Source organism: Ruegeria sp. HKCCA4812 (genome assembly GCF_013034245.1).
Lineage (GTDB): Bacteria > Pseudomonadota > Alphaproteobacteria > Rhodobacterales > Rhodobacteraceae > Ruegeria.
The window spans coordinates 168,755-181,421 of record NZ_WQFQ01000003.1 but is presented as its reverse complement, the minus strand read 5'-3'; the positions used below and the strand labels follow the sequence as shown (position 1 = coordinate 181,421).

The following is a 12,667-nucleotide window of genomic DNA, read 5'->3' as shown; positions in this document are numbered from 1 at the left end:
ACGTCAGGCTTTGGGATGCGCGCGGTTGTAGACCTCCATCAACCGCGCAGTGTCCACTGCCGTATATGCTTGCGTCGTCGACAAAGAGGCGTGGCCAAGAAGCTCTTGAATGGCACGCAGGTCGCCTCCGGCGGAAAGCAGGTGGGTGGCAAAGCTGTGCCGCATCGCGTGGGGTGTTGCGGTTGAGGGCAGGCCCAGCTGCATACGCGCCTTGGCCATGACCCGTTGGATTGCACGTGGGTTCAATGGCCCGCCACGGACACCTCGAAACAGGGCTTTTTCCTGTGCTTGTGGATGGGGGCATAACTTCAGGTATCTGTCGACCGCTTCGCGGGCGGCAGGAAGAACCGGTACGACCCGTTCTTTGTCGCCTTTCCCGACGATGCGCAGCGTGGCGGGCAAAGGCACGTCCGCTCCGGTCAGGGACAGCGCCTCGGATATGCGCAGGCCGCATCCGTACAGCAGCGTCACAACCGCGACGTCGCGCGCCGCGACCCAGTCGGATGTGGATTGCAGTTCCACCGTATCGATCATGGCGCGGGCTGCATCTTCGGCCAGTGGCCGGGGCAGTTTCTTGGTGAATTTCGGCGCGCGGGTGGACAGAACGGCGGTGGGCTCGAACCCCTCACGCTCTGCCAGCCAACGGTAGAAGCTTTTGACCGCCGACAGTTTACGCGCCAAAGACCGCGCGCTGACGTCCGCGCCGCGCTGATCCGCCATCCAGGCGCGCATATCCGACACTGTGATCCGTTCCAGCGCCTTCAGGCCATGCCGTTCGGCGTGATGCAGGGTCATGAACGACAGAAACTCGACGACGTCGCCACGATAGGCGTTTAGCGTATTCTCGGATCGTCCGGCCAGTGCGCTCAGGCTGTCCAGCCAATGCTGAAGCGCGTCGCGGCAGGCAGGCGAGATCAGGCTCACGACAACCAGTGGCGCATCGAGCGTTCGAACACGCCGGCAAAAAAGGCCAGAAGATCGGTGCCCAGCTGCGGTGTGAAATGCCGCGGGTCGCGGGCGGCCATGACGATCATGCCAGGCAGGCGACCGGCCCCGAGGTCCAGCTTCAGGCAGGCCTCGGAACGAAGCTGATCGGCCTGTGACCCGAAAATACGCCGACTCGGCTGATGGATTTCCCGCAAGATCACATCCCGCGCAGGACCGCCGCGATCAATGGTCAGGTACCGGTCGATGAAACCGGGTTCCGCAATCGTCAGGACCCCGCCCAACGTGTCGATTGCGGGATCGTTCTGAACCACGGTTGTTTCCAGAACCAGCGTAACGCTGTCGACGCGCAGGATGTCCGCCACATCGGCGCCCAGTGTGCGCAGGAAATCTTCGAACTCGACAGGTTCCAGCAATCGCAGAATGGCGCGGTGGACCTGATTGGTGCCCGCGAGGTTTTCATAGGCCGCAGCGATGACGGAACGGTGGGTGTCTTCCAGCCGATCCAGTCGGGCCTCGAGCCGTTGCATCGCAATGCCGCGCAGGTCAATCACGTTGTCGCCGCGCGCTTGCTCGTTGGCTGCGACAAGCGCCTGCATCAGGTCTTTGTCGTCCAGCACGACATCCGGCTCGGCCAGAATCGCCGCGCGGAGGTTATCCTCGAGTTTGGGGGTGCTGCTCATGTCCCGTCCGGTCTTTTTTTGTTGTCGCGGCTTATAACATGCCGGACCGGATTTGCCTTGGAAAAAATGCACGCAAAGGTGGATTTCCTTGTATGCTGTGGCAAGGGGCTCCCGCCCGCCATGCCTGATCACAGATCAGACATTTGGCCGTTGGGCCGGGCGCGGCGCCTTTCGGCACCGCGCGGTCGGGTCTGGGATCAGAGGATCTTCTGACCGGTTTTAGCCCAGTCCGCGAGGAAGGTTTCCAGGCCTTTGTCCGTCAAGGGATGGTCGGCCAGTTTCTTGATCACGGCAGGCGGTGCGGTGATCACATCGGCCCCGATGCGGGCGCTGTCGGTCACGTGGTTGACGGTACGGATCGATGCGGCAAGGATTTCGGTCTCGAACCCGTAGTTGTCATAGACCTGACGAATGTCTGCGATCAGATCCATGCCGTCGAGGTTGATATCGTCAAGCCGTCCGATGAAAGGCGAGATGAATGTCGCGCCGGCTTTTGCAGCCAGAATCGCCTGATTGGTCGAGAAGCAGAGCGTCACATTGACCATCTGGCCTTCGTCGCTGAGCGTCTTGCAGGTTTTCAAGCCGGCCCATGTCAGCGGCACTTTGACGGCGATATTCGGCGCGATCTTGGCCAGTTTGCGGCCTTCGGCGATCATGTCGTCAGCTTCGGTGGCGACAACCTCGGCCGATACCGGGCCATCGACCAGATCACATATCTCTTTGGTCACTTCCAGAATGTCGCGACCTGACTTCAGGATCAGCGAAGGGTTGGTGGTGACGCCGTCCACCATGCCCAGATCGTTCAGTTCGGCAATGGCGTCGATCTCGGCGGTGTCTACGAAGAATTTCATGAGGGCAGTCCTTTGATGGGTTGGCCTTGGTCGCGGATGGCTTTACCTCAAAGAGACCCCTGCTGGAACCCCCTGCGAAGGATATGCCGTGAGCGCTAACGGATTTTTCGACCAAGGAGAGCTGGTTGCGGTGCTAACAACGCAGCCGCTTGACCGGACGCTGGATTACAAGGCGCCCGAAGGCGGGTGCGTTCTGGGTGCGTTTGTCGAGGTTCCTTTGGGCCCGCGCAAGGTTCTGGGGGTGGTTTGGGGGCCGGGGCACGGCGGCTTTGACCTGAGCAAGGCGCGCTCGGTGATCCGGGTTCTAGACGTTGCACCGATGCGTGAAGAGATGCGGGTGTTTCTGGAAAAGGTCGCCGATTACACTCTGACACCAATGCCTGCGATGCTGCGTCTGGCGACGCGGGCACCGGGCTTGGGTGATCCGCCATCGATGCGCAAGGTCTATCGGTTGGGTGAAGGTCAACCAGACCGAATGACCGATGCCCGGACCCGGGTTCTTGAGGTATTGCGCGACTACGGCGGGCTGGCTTTTACCTTGAAGGAACTCGCCGAGCAGGCGGGTGTAACGTCGTCTGTCGTCAAAGGGTTGGTCCAACAAGGCGCCGTGCGCGAAGAGGACAGCCCGCGCGACTTGCCTTATCCTCATCTTGATCCGGACCTTCCCGGGAAAGACCTGACAGCGGATCAGGCAGCGGCGGTCGAACGGCTTCAGGCCGGGCAGCGGACCGGCGATTACGGCACCACGCTGCTGAAAGGCGTTACCGGTTCCGGTAAGACCGAGGTCTATTTGGAGGCCGTGGCCGAGGCGCTGCGCATGGGGCGGCAGGCCTTGGTTCTGCTGCCCGAGATTGCCCTGACTGCAGAATTTCTGACCCGGGTCGAGGCGCGGTTCGGTGCGCGCCCGGCGGAATGGCATTCCGGCGCAACCATGACGGAACGGCGGCGGGTCTGGCGGATGGTCGGGCAGGGCAATGCGCAACTGGTCGTGGGCGCCCGGTCGGCGCTGTTTCTGCCATTTCGCGATCTGGGGCTTGTGGTCGTCGATGAGGAACACGACACGTCCTACAAACAGGAAGACGGCGTGCACTACAGCGCTCGCGACATGGCGGTTCTGCGCTCGGCGATCTGTGGCGCGCGGGTGATTCTGGCCAGTGCGACACCTTCGCTGGAAAGTTGGGCCAATGCCGAGGCGGGCAAGTACGAAAGGCTTGACCTGACCTCGCGCTTCGGAGCGGCGGTATTGCCCGAGATGAAGCCCATCGACATGCGGGTCGAGCAGATGCCGCCCGGAACGTGGGTTTCTCCGTCTTTGCGGCAAGCGGTACAGCAGCGGATCGAAAAAGGCGAACAATCGCTGTTGTTCATCAACCGCCGTGGCTATGCGCCGGTCACCTTGTGCCGGGCCTGTGGCGAGCAGATCGCCTGTGATCAGTGCGACGCACGCATGGTCGAGCATCGGTTTCTCAAGCGATTGATGTGCCACCAATGCGGCGAAACCAAGCCGATGCCCGAAGCCTGCCCCTCCTGCGGCGTGGAGGGTAAGCTGGCCCCGGTCGGGCCGGGGATCGAACGGCTGGCGGAAGAAGCCGAGGCGACCTTCCCCGAGGCGAAAATCGCGATGCTGAGTTCCGATCTTTTTGGTTCAGCCCGGGCATTGAAAGCCAAGATTGAAGAGATCGCCGCCGGGGATGCCGACATCATCATCGGTACGCAATTGGTGGCGAAGGGGCACAACTTCCCCAAGCTTACATTGGTCGGTGTGATTGACGCTGACCTTTCCCTGCACGGCGCGGATCTGCGCGCGGCTGAGCGTACGTTTCAATTGATGCGGCAAGTGGCGGGGCGCGCGGGACGGGCGGACAAGCCGGGGCAGGCGCTTTTGCAGACCTTTCAACCGGAACACCCGGTGATCCGGGCCATCCTGTCGGGTGATGAGGAAGGGTTCTGGAAAGCCGAGGCAGCGGGTCGGCAGGCAGCAGGCGTGCCACCCTATGGTCGCATGGCCGGGATCGTGCTGTCGGGCCCCGAGGTCGGACCGGTCTTCGATATCGGCAATGCAATGGCCCGCAACGATGCGCCCCTGCGCGCCATCGGTGCTCAGGTCTTTGGCCCTGCGCCTGCACCCATTGCGCGTATACGCGGTCGCCACAGAGTGCGCTTATTGGTGAAAGCCCCGAAAGGGGCGCCGATTCAAGATGCCATCGCCCGCTGGATCGCCCCATTGCGTCTGAAGGGCGATATCCGCCTGACCGTCGATATCGACCCACAGAATTTTTACTGACCTCTGCATCTGTGCAGGGTGATTGTGCGCAGACCGCTTCCCTCTCGCCAAAGCGGTGAAATGGGCGTAGAGGGGTCTCATGCTGAAACCCATGCCCCTTACCGAGGCGAAGAGCCTGCCGTTCTGGCGCCGCCCCATCACGCTGTTGTTCATGATGGCGCTGACCATGCCCATTGCGTTCAACGCATGGAGCGCGCTGCTGAACAACTTTGTTATTGAGGTGGCGAACTTTGATGGCGCGGATATCGGTCTGCTGCATACAGTGCGCGAGATTCCGGGGTTTCTGGCGGTTGGCGTGATTGCCGTCATCATTTTCATTCGCGAGCAGGTGCTGGCGATGATCTCTCTGATGATGCTTGGTGTCGCAACGGCGGTGACCGCGTGGTTCCCCAGCCTGGGCGGGTTGCTGTTTGTGACCTTGTTCAGCTCGATCGGGTTCCATTACTACGAGACCGTGAACCAGTCGCTTCAATTGCAGTGGCTGCCCAAGGATCGTGCTCCGCAGGTGCTGGGATGGCTGGTTGCGATGGGATCGGCGGCGACCATGGTGGTGTATGGGCTGATCGTACTGACCTGGGATCGCTTTGATCTGTCCTACAACTTTGTATTCATGGCGTCGGGTGGAGTTACGGCTGCGTTGGCACTGTTCTGTCTGTTCGCCTATCCTCAATTCGATGCGCCCACGCCCCAGACCAAGAAGCTGATCCTGCGTCGCCGGTATTGGCTGTATTACGCATTGCAGTTCATGGCAGGCGCGCGGCGGCAGATATTTGTCGTCTTTGCCGGGTTCATGATGGTCGAGAAATTCGGCTTTGAAGTGCATGAGCTCACCAGCCTCTATCTGATCAATCTGATGATCAACATGATGGCCGCCCCATTGCTGGGAAAGGCGGTGGCAAAGTTCGGTGAGCGGCGCACGCTGATATTTGAATACACCGGTCTGGCCATCGTGTTCGCAGCCTATGGCGGCATCTATTGGTTCGGCTGGGGTGTTCTGCTTGCGGCAATCCTTTATGTGATCGACCACGTGCTGTTTGCGCTGGCTTTGGCGTTGAAAACCTATTTCCAGAAAATCGCCGACCCTGCTGATATCGCGCCGACCGCTGCGGTGGCCTTTACGATCAATCATATTGCGGCGGTGTTTTTGCCCGCTTTGCTTGGCCTGCTTTGGGTCGTGTCGCCGGGCGCTGTGTTTGGCCTGGCCGCGGCGATGGCGATCGTTTCGCTGCTGTTGTCGCTGTTGATCCCGCGTCACCCCGAGCCCGGCAACGAGACCATCCTGACCAAATACGCTCCGGCCCCTGCGGAATAGGTCTCGGCGCTTGACCTTTACGGCGCGGCGTCCTAGGCGCGGTGTCAATCGAGACAGGAGGCCCCAATGCCCACATTCACCGCACTGACGACGCTGACAGGTAAGAAGGCCGCCGAAGGTCTGGGCGAGGCGATGGAACGTCTGGAGCCAGAGCCAACCGGCGTTGGTGTGTTCGAAGTCGAAGACGGATCCGGCCTGTGGGAGGTCGGCGGATATTTCACCGAAGCCCCCGACGAGACCGCACTGGCGGTTCTGGCCGCGGCATTCGACGCCAAACCGTTTGTTGTTTCAGAACTGCCGGAAACCGACTGGGTTGCGCATGTACGACGCGAGCTTGCGCCCGTCGAGGCGGGGCGTTTCTTTGTCTATGGAAGCCATGATGCCGACAAGCTGCCCAAAGGTCGCATTCCATTGCTGATCGAGGCCGCAATGGCCTTTGGCACCGGCCACCATGGTACGACGTTGGGGTGCCTCAAGGCCTTTGACAGATTGCTGGACGAAGGGTTCACCGCGGCGAAAGTGGCGGATATCGGCTGCGGCACCGCCGTTCTGGCCATGGCCGCAGCCCGGGTTTGGGACGGCGACATCATTGCCAGTGACATTGATGAAGTGGCCGTTGACGTGGCCGAAGCCAACCTCAAGGCGAACGGGATGTCCGGTTCCGTACGGTGCGTGGAAGCCGCAGGTTTCGACCACCCCGATCTCAGGGCGCACGCGCCCTACGACCTGATCTTTGCCAATATTCTCAAAGGTCCTCTGGTCGCCCTCTCGCCGGAAATCGCGGCGAATCTGCGTCCCGGAGGGTATGCAATCCTGTCGGGGATCCTCAACGAACAGGCCGATGATGTGGTGTCCGTTTATTCTCAAAATGAATTCAATCTTACCCATAGGGACGAGATTGGTGAATGGACGACCCTAATCTTAACGAAACAGGGCGCAAACTAGGCCATTTGCAGGAGTTTTGTGGAATTTTGCCACGTTTTTGTCGTAATCTCTTTTTACCGTTTTCTGACTGAAGTCGAGGGGGGCGGTTTTTGGAGGCTGCCATGACGGGTAAACAACTGGAGTTCACTCAGCGCGTTAATCGCCTGAACAAAAAACATCAAAAGATGAGCCGTGGCTATCGCGCGACGATGCGAAAGGATGGCCTGGTGGTCATGAAGCCGCAGCGGGTAAGCTCGGCAGTGCCGGCCAGGGTGCTGTTGCTTACGCTTCTGAGTGTTGTGGCGTTCAAGGCGTTCCTTTTGTCCAGCCTTGGCCCGACCGGATACCAATATCGGATCGACAGTTTAAACGAAGGCACATCGGTCGAAAAAGCAGGTGCCTGGGTGATGCAGATTGACCCGGTGTCGCAGGCGATTGCCGTGCAACTCAACAAGATTTTATACTGAATCTCAGTTTTCGGACGAAAAACACCGCGTGCCCGGGGCGCGCGGTGTTTCTGTTTGCCCCTCAAGGGAGGAGGAAGGGGCGTATGCGAGTGGTGGTCGGTATTACCGGCGACCTTGGGCGATGGCGTCGATGTCGCCACGGCACAGGCCGATATCTTCCAGTTCACGATCGGTTAGACCGGTCAGCGCGTTGCGGGTAACGCGGGCGTCATTCCATTCGACGGCGGCGTTCACGGCCGATACAAAAAATGCGCCGATACGGCCAACGAGGCCGAACGAGCCAGTGGAGGCGAAGCGGGTGGTGTCCAGTGCAGCCATATCCTGTTTCCTTCTGGTTGGTGTTCACTTTGCGGTCTTGCGATCTGCCCGGCATCTAGTGCCGCCAAATCGCCCGCACAAGTTCAGTTTTTGCATGTGTCCTATGCGTTTCCTGCAATGCTCCAAAAGGCTGTAATCCCCTTAAATAATTGGTGAAAACGCGTTCACAAAAGTGTCGAATTCAGACTTTTTGAAGTCGCAAATGGCGTGTTGAGTCGCCTATGGGACAGGTGTGTCGTTTTCAGGCTTTGGGTCAATTCTCTTGGAAAATGTTCACGCTTCGTGCTAGGCGTTGAAAAAAGATCACAGAACCCGAGCAGGCCGAGGCAAAACATGCGAATTCTGGGCATTGATCCGGGGCTTAGGACCCTGGGGTGGGGCGTCATCGAATCAAATGGCAGCCGCCTGAGCCACGTGGCCAACGGTTTGTGCAAGTCGGATGGGGATGATCTGGGTGAGCGGCTGTTGTCTCTCCATAACCAGATTGTCGAAGTCATCGCCGATCACCAACCGGACCAGGCGGCCATCGAACAGACCTTTGTGAACAAGGATGGTGCCGGTACGCTCAAACTGGGTCAGGCGCGAGGCGTGGCGTTGCTGACGCTGGCACAGGCCGGATTGCCGGTGGGGGAATACGCCCCGAACCGGGTCAAGAAAACGGTCGTGGGTGTCGGGCACGCGGAAAAGGAGCAGGTGTTGCACATGGTCAAACTGCAATTGCCCGGATGTCAGCCCAAGGGCGCGGATGCAGCAGATGCTCTGGCGATTGCGATTTGCCATGCCTATTACGGCAAGACCCAACAGGCGCGTGTGAAAGAGGTGCGGGCATGATCGGAAAACTCACCGGAAGGCTGGACTATCGCGCAGCAGATCACGTGCTGATCGATGTCCGGGGTGTGGGATACATCGTCTATTGTTCCGACCGGACCATGGCTGCACTGCCGGGTGTAGGCGAGGCGGTTTCGATCTATACGGACATGGTCGTGCGCGAGGACCTGATGCAGCTTTATGGCTTTCTTTCGCTGGTCGAGAAGGAATGGCATCGCCTTTTGTGCTCGGTTCAGGGGGTCGGAGCGAAAGTCTCTCTGGCGATCCTTAGCGCGCTGGGGCCGGACGGTGTCAGCCGCGCAATCGCACTGGGAGATTGGGCGGCGGTCAAGGCGGCGAAAGGTGTGGGCCCGAAAACGGCGCAGCGGATCGTTCTGGACCTCAAGGACAAGGCGCCGGGCGTGATGGCCATGGGTGGCACCTTGACCGATGCGATGGATGGCCCTTCGATCGAAGTTGTAGAGCCTGTCGAGGCAGCGCCTGCTCGGAAGCGGACGCCAAAACCGGCCTCTGGGGCCGCTGCGGCGTCCGCGGGTGCGCTGTCTGCCTTGTCCAATCTGGGTTATGGGCCGTCGGATGCAGCAGCCGCGGTTGCCGAGGCGGCCGCCAACAACCCGGATGCAGACGAAGCGGGTTTGATCCGTGCCGCCCTGCAATTGCTGGCTCCGAAAGGCTGAATGAATGGTAGACGCTGATCCCACTGTGCGCCCCGATCCATTGCCCGAGGACAACGACCGCGCATTGCGCCCGCAGGGCTTGGATGAGTTCATCGGTCAGGCCGAGGCGCGGGCCAATCTGCGTATCTTTATTCAATCCGCTAAGCAACGGGGCGAGGCGATGGATCATACCTTGTTCCATGGCCCTCCGGGGTTGGGCAAGACGACGCTGGCGCAGATCATGGCGCGAGAATTGGGTGTGAATTTCCGCATGACGTCTGGCCCGGTTCTGGCGAAAGCGGGCGATCTGGCTGCGATCCTGACCAATCTCGAAGCGCGGGATGTCTTGTTCATCGACGAAATCCACCGCCTGAACCCGGCGGTGGAAGAGGTGCTTTACCCCGCGATGGAAGATTTCGAGCTTGATCTGGTGATCGGCGAGGGGCCCGCCGCGCGAACGGTTCGGATCGAGTTGCAACCCTTCACGCTTGTCGGGGCCACGACGCGCATGGGTTTGCTGACCACACCTTTGCGCGACCGGTTTGGTATTCCGACCCGGTTGCAGTTCTACACCGTGGACGAACTGCATGAGATCGTCACCCGAAACGCGCGAAAACTCGGCGCTCCGGCGGATGATGAGGGCGCGCGCGAGATTGCGCGCAGGTCGCGCGGAACACCGCGCATCGCCGGACGTCTGCTGCGGCGGGTGGTGGATTTCGCCATTGTCGAAGGAGATGGGCGGATCACCCGCGAACTGGCTGACGGAGCCTTGACGCGGCTGGGTGTGGACCATTTGGGACTGGATGGTGCGGATCGCCGGTATCTGAAACTGATCGCCGAGAATTATGGTGGTGGTCCTGTCGGGATCGAAACGATGTCAGCCGCCTTGTCTGAAAGCCGGGACTCGCTGGAAGAAGTGATCGAGCCCTTTCTGTTGCAACAGGGGTTGATCCAGCGAACACCGCGTGGGCGGATGTTGGCGCAAAAGGCTTGGACGCATCTGGGCATGGCTGCACCCAAACGGCAGAGCGATCTGTTCGGTTGAAGCTTGCGCTTGGAAATTTTATGCCTTCGGCGAGAGTAATTTCGAAAAGATGAAGGCCTGATCGTGACACCGGAAGAGATTGAGGCGCTGTTCACGCGCGAAAGCGGTGAGTTTCTGTTTGCCCGTTGGGGACGACCCATTGTGCCGATTGTGTTTGGTGTTGAAGATGAAACGCTGTCCACTGTGAAGGGCGCCTTCGAGGCGGTTGTCACCTTGGCCGGTCACAAAATGGCCGAAACCGACCCCGAACTTGGTGCCAACTGCATGGTCTTCTTCTTCCGGGATTGGCAAGAGCTGCTGGACGTGCCGGATCTTGATCGTCTGATCCCCGATCTGGCACCGTTGGTCGGGCGCTTGGTTGAAGCGGATGCAAACCAATATCGCATTTTCCGGTTCGAGGAAGACGGCGCGATCCGTGCGGCTTTTGTTTTTCTGCGCATGGACAAGCAGTTGTCCAAGGTACCGGCGGAAACGCTGGCACTGAGCCAGGTGGTGCAGACCATCCTGCTTTGGTCCGATACTGCGTTTCGGACGCAATCTCCGCTGGCCGTGGCGGGCGAAACGACGATCCTGCGCCCCGATATTGCTGCGTTGATTCGGGCTGCTTACGATCCGGTTTTGCCTGGTTCGGCGCAGGATGCGTCTCATGCGCTCAGGTTGTTTGCCCGGTTGGAGCCACTGCAATGAAACATACCTACCCGGTTCGCGTATTTTATGAAGACACCGACATGGGCGGCGTCGTCTATCACGCGAACTATCTGCGGTATATCGAACGTGCGCGTTCGGATTGGGTGCGCAATCTGGGCAATGACCAGAACGCGATGCGGGAAGAGGGCATTGTTTGGGTCGTGCGGCGGGTCGAGGCCGATTACCTTTCGCCCGCCAGGTTCGATGACGAACTGATCGTCGAAACCGAAGTCACGGAAATCTCGGGTGTGCGGCTGACCATGGCGCAGCTGGTCCGGCGCGGCGAGACCGAGATTTTTCGCGCCTCGGTCACTGCCGTGTGCATCAACAAGGATGGCAGGCCGATCCGGCTTCCGGCAGAGATTCGCGCATTGATGTAACAATTTGCGGGTCAGGGGTGGTTATGTTGGCATTTCAGCCCCAACTGCGTTAGCGTTTGGCAAAACAAGGCCAAACAAACGGCCGTCAGGCAAAAACAAAGAGCAGGTTCATGGAAGCTGAAACGCTGGCGCTGGCGCAGGAGATCGATTTCTCCATGTGGGGGCTGTATGCCCGCGCGACCTTTATCGTCAAATTGGTGATGTTGATGCTGATCGGTGCATCCATCTGGTCCTGGGGCATCATCATCCAGAAGCTGATCAATTACCGCGCGGCCCGTCGCGAGGCACAGGCATTTGACGAGAGCTTCTGGTCCGGCAACCCTTTGGACGAGTTGTTCGAGCAGATCGGAACCCAGCCGGATGGCAGTTCTGAAAAGATTTTTGCTGCCGGAATGATCGAATGGCGCAGGTCGCACCGAAATGATGGTGGATTGATTGCCGGAGCGACCGCGCGGATAGACCGGTCCATGGATGTGGCCATAGCGAAAGAGGCAGAGACCTTGCAGAAAGGTCTGCCAATCCTGGCCACGGTTGGATCGACCGCGCCGTTCATCGGCCTGTTTGGTACCGTCTGGGGCATCATGAATGCGTTTATCGAAATCGCCGAACAGCAGAATACCAACCTGGCGGTCGTGGCCCCGGGTATTGCCGAGGCACTATTGGCAACGGGGCTCGGCCTTCTGGCCGCGATCCCGGCGGTTATTTTCTACAACAAGCTCAGTGCAGACTGTGACCGCATCGTGGGCGGCTACGAAGCCTTTGCCGACGAGTTCGCGACCATCCTGTCGCGTCAGTTGGACAGCTGACAATGGGCGCCGCGGTTCAGCAATCCTCGGGTGGAAACGGGCGCAGACGCGGTCGGCGTCGCGGTCGCGCGCAACCCATGGCCGAGATCAACGTGACACCGTTTGTGGATGTCATGCTGGTTTTGCTGATCATCTTCATGGTGGCCGCGCCATTGCTGACCGTCGGTGTTCCGGTAGATCTGCCCAAGACCGCCGCCAGTGCTTTGCCCGGTGACAATGAAGAACCGTTGACCGTGACCCTGACGGCAGATGGACGTGTGCAGATCCAGACAACAGACGTGTTGCGCGAGGAACTGATCGGCAAGCTGCGGGCCATCGCCGCTGAGCGGAGCAGTGACCGGGTTTTCCTGCGCGCCGATGGCGCGATTCCTTACGCGCAGGTCATGCAGGTCATGGGCGCGCTGAACGCGGGCGGGTTTTCCAACGTTGGGCTTGTGACCGATACGGGCGGGCCGACGCTGGACGAAGGTGGAGAGTGAGG

The 12,667-nt window shown here is 59.9% G+C and carries 15 protein-coding genes; 11 read left to right on the top strand and 4 right to left on the bottom strand.

What is annotated here, in order from left to right:
* Window positions 1-3 precede the first annotated feature (3 nt).
* The 3 genes from GOW04_RS11210 to fsa all read right to left on the bottom strand — a co-directional run bounded on the left by GOW04_RS11210 (window position 4) and on the right by fsa (window position 2,479).
* Complete coding sequence (locus GOW04_RS11210) at window positions 4-924, bottom strand: tyrosine recombinase XerC (RefSeq protein WP_171232597.1); 921 nt, start codon at window positions 922-924, stop codon at window positions 4-6.
* Window positions 921-1,628, bottom strand: coding sequence for a DUF484 family protein (locus GOW04_RS11205; protein ID WP_152457214.1), 708 nt, complete (start codon window positions 1,626-1,628; stop codon window positions 921-923). The genes GOW04_RS11210 and GOW04_RS11205 overlap by 4 nt, the downstream gene beginning before the upstream one ends.
* Window positions 1,629-1,825: 197 nt before the next feature.
* Window positions 1,826-2,479, bottom strand: coding sequence for a fructose-6-phosphate aldolase (fsa, locus tag GOW04_RS11200; RefSeq protein WP_152457215.1), 654 nt, complete (start codon window positions 2,477-2,479; stop codon window positions 1,826-1,828).
* A gap of 88 nt (window positions 2,480-2,567) precedes the next feature.
* Here fsa and GOW04_RS11195 point away from each other — a divergent pair, with 88 nt between their 5' ends.
* The 4 genes from GOW04_RS11195 (at window position 2,568) to GOW04_RS11180 (ending at window position 7,466) form a co-directional block, all read left to right on the top strand.
* Window positions 2,568-4,763: a primosomal protein N' gene (locus tag GOW04_RS11195; protein WP_171232596.1), complete on the top strand. Its 2,196-nt coding sequence runs from the start codon at window positions 2,568-2,570 to the stop codon at window positions 4,761-4,763.
* 79 nt (window positions 4,764-4,842) lie between these two features.
* On the top strand, window positions 4,843-6,075 hold the full coding sequence (locus tag GOW04_RS11190) for an MFS transporter (RefSeq protein WP_171232595.1): 1,233 nt from the start codon (window positions 4,843-4,845) through the stop codon (window positions 6,073-6,075).
* Window positions 6,076-6,141: 66 nt separating this feature from the next.
* On the top strand, window positions 6,142-7,020 hold the full coding sequence (locus GOW04_RS11185; RefSeq protein ID WP_171232594.1) for a 50S ribosomal protein L11 methyltransferase: 879 nt from the start codon (window positions 6,142-6,144) through the stop codon (window positions 7,018-7,020).
* Between the two features lie 101 nt (window positions 7,021-7,121).
* Entirely contained in the window at window positions 7,122-7,466 is a 345-nt protein-coding gene (locus GOW04_RS11180) for a hypothetical protein (protein WP_152459826.1), read from the top strand.
* Between the two features lie 102 nt (window positions 7,467-7,568).
* On the opposite strand, the gene GOW04_RS11175 is transcribed toward GOW04_RS11180, so the two are convergent.
* Window positions 7,569-7,784, bottom strand: a complete 216-nt coding sequence (locus GOW04_RS11175; protein ID WP_152457219.1) for a DUF1127 domain-containing protein — start codon at window positions 7,782-7,784, stop codon at window positions 7,569-7,571.
* A 333-nt stretch (window positions 7,785-8,117) separates the two neighbouring features.
* Between GOW04_RS11175 and ruvC the strand changes: the two genes are divergently transcribed.
* The 7 genes from ruvC to tolR all read left to right on the top strand — a co-directional run bounded on the left by ruvC (window position 8,118) and on the right by tolR (window position 12,665).
* A complete protein-coding gene (gene ruvC / locus GOW04_RS11170; RefSeq protein WP_171117483.1) occupies window positions 8,118-8,615 on the top strand; it encodes a crossover junction endodeoxyribonuclease RuvC in 498 nt (165 codons plus the stop codon).
* Window positions 8,612-9,289: a Holliday junction branch migration protein RuvA gene (gene ruvA / locus GOW04_RS11165; protein WP_171232593.1), complete on the top strand. Its 678-nt coding sequence runs from the start codon at window positions 8,612-8,614 to the stop codon at window positions 9,287-9,289. Before ruvC ends, ruvA begins: the two co-directional genes overlap by 4 nt.
* A 4-nt stretch (window positions 9,290-9,293) precedes the next feature.
* Window positions 9,294-10,313: a Holliday junction branch migration DNA helicase RuvB gene (gene ruvB / locus GOW04_RS11160; RefSeq protein WP_171232592.1), complete on the top strand. Its 1,020-nt coding sequence runs from the start codon at window positions 9,294-9,296 to the stop codon at window positions 10,311-10,313.
* 63 nt (window positions 10,314-10,376) lie between these two features.
* The gene (locus tag GOW04_RS11155) at window positions 10,377-11,000 is read left to right on the top strand and encodes a hypothetical protein (protein WP_171171017.1); all 624 of its coding nucleotides are present in this window, start codon (window positions 10,377-10,379) and stop codon (window positions 10,998-11,000) included.
* Window positions 10,997-11,380: a tol-pal system-associated acyl-CoA thioesterase gene (gene ybgC, locus GOW04_RS11150; RefSeq protein ID WP_152457224.1), complete on the top strand. Its 384-nt coding sequence runs from the start codon at window positions 10,997-10,999 to the stop codon at window positions 11,378-11,380. The genes GOW04_RS11155 and ybgC overlap by 4 nt, the downstream gene beginning before the upstream one ends.
* 110 nt (window positions 11,381-11,490) lie before the next feature.
* Entirely contained in the window at window positions 11,491-12,186 is a 696-nt protein-coding gene (gene tolQ / locus GOW04_RS11145; protein ID WP_152457225.1) for a protein TolQ, read from the top strand.
* Window positions 12,187-12,188: 2 nt separating this feature from the next.
* Window positions 12,189-12,665 (top strand): protein TolR, encoded by a 477-nt coding sequence (gene tolR, locus GOW04_RS11140; RefSeq protein ID WP_152457226.1) that lies wholly within the window; start codon window positions 12,189-12,191, stop codon window positions 12,663-12,665.
* Window positions 12,666-12,667 lie beyond the last annotated feature (2 nt).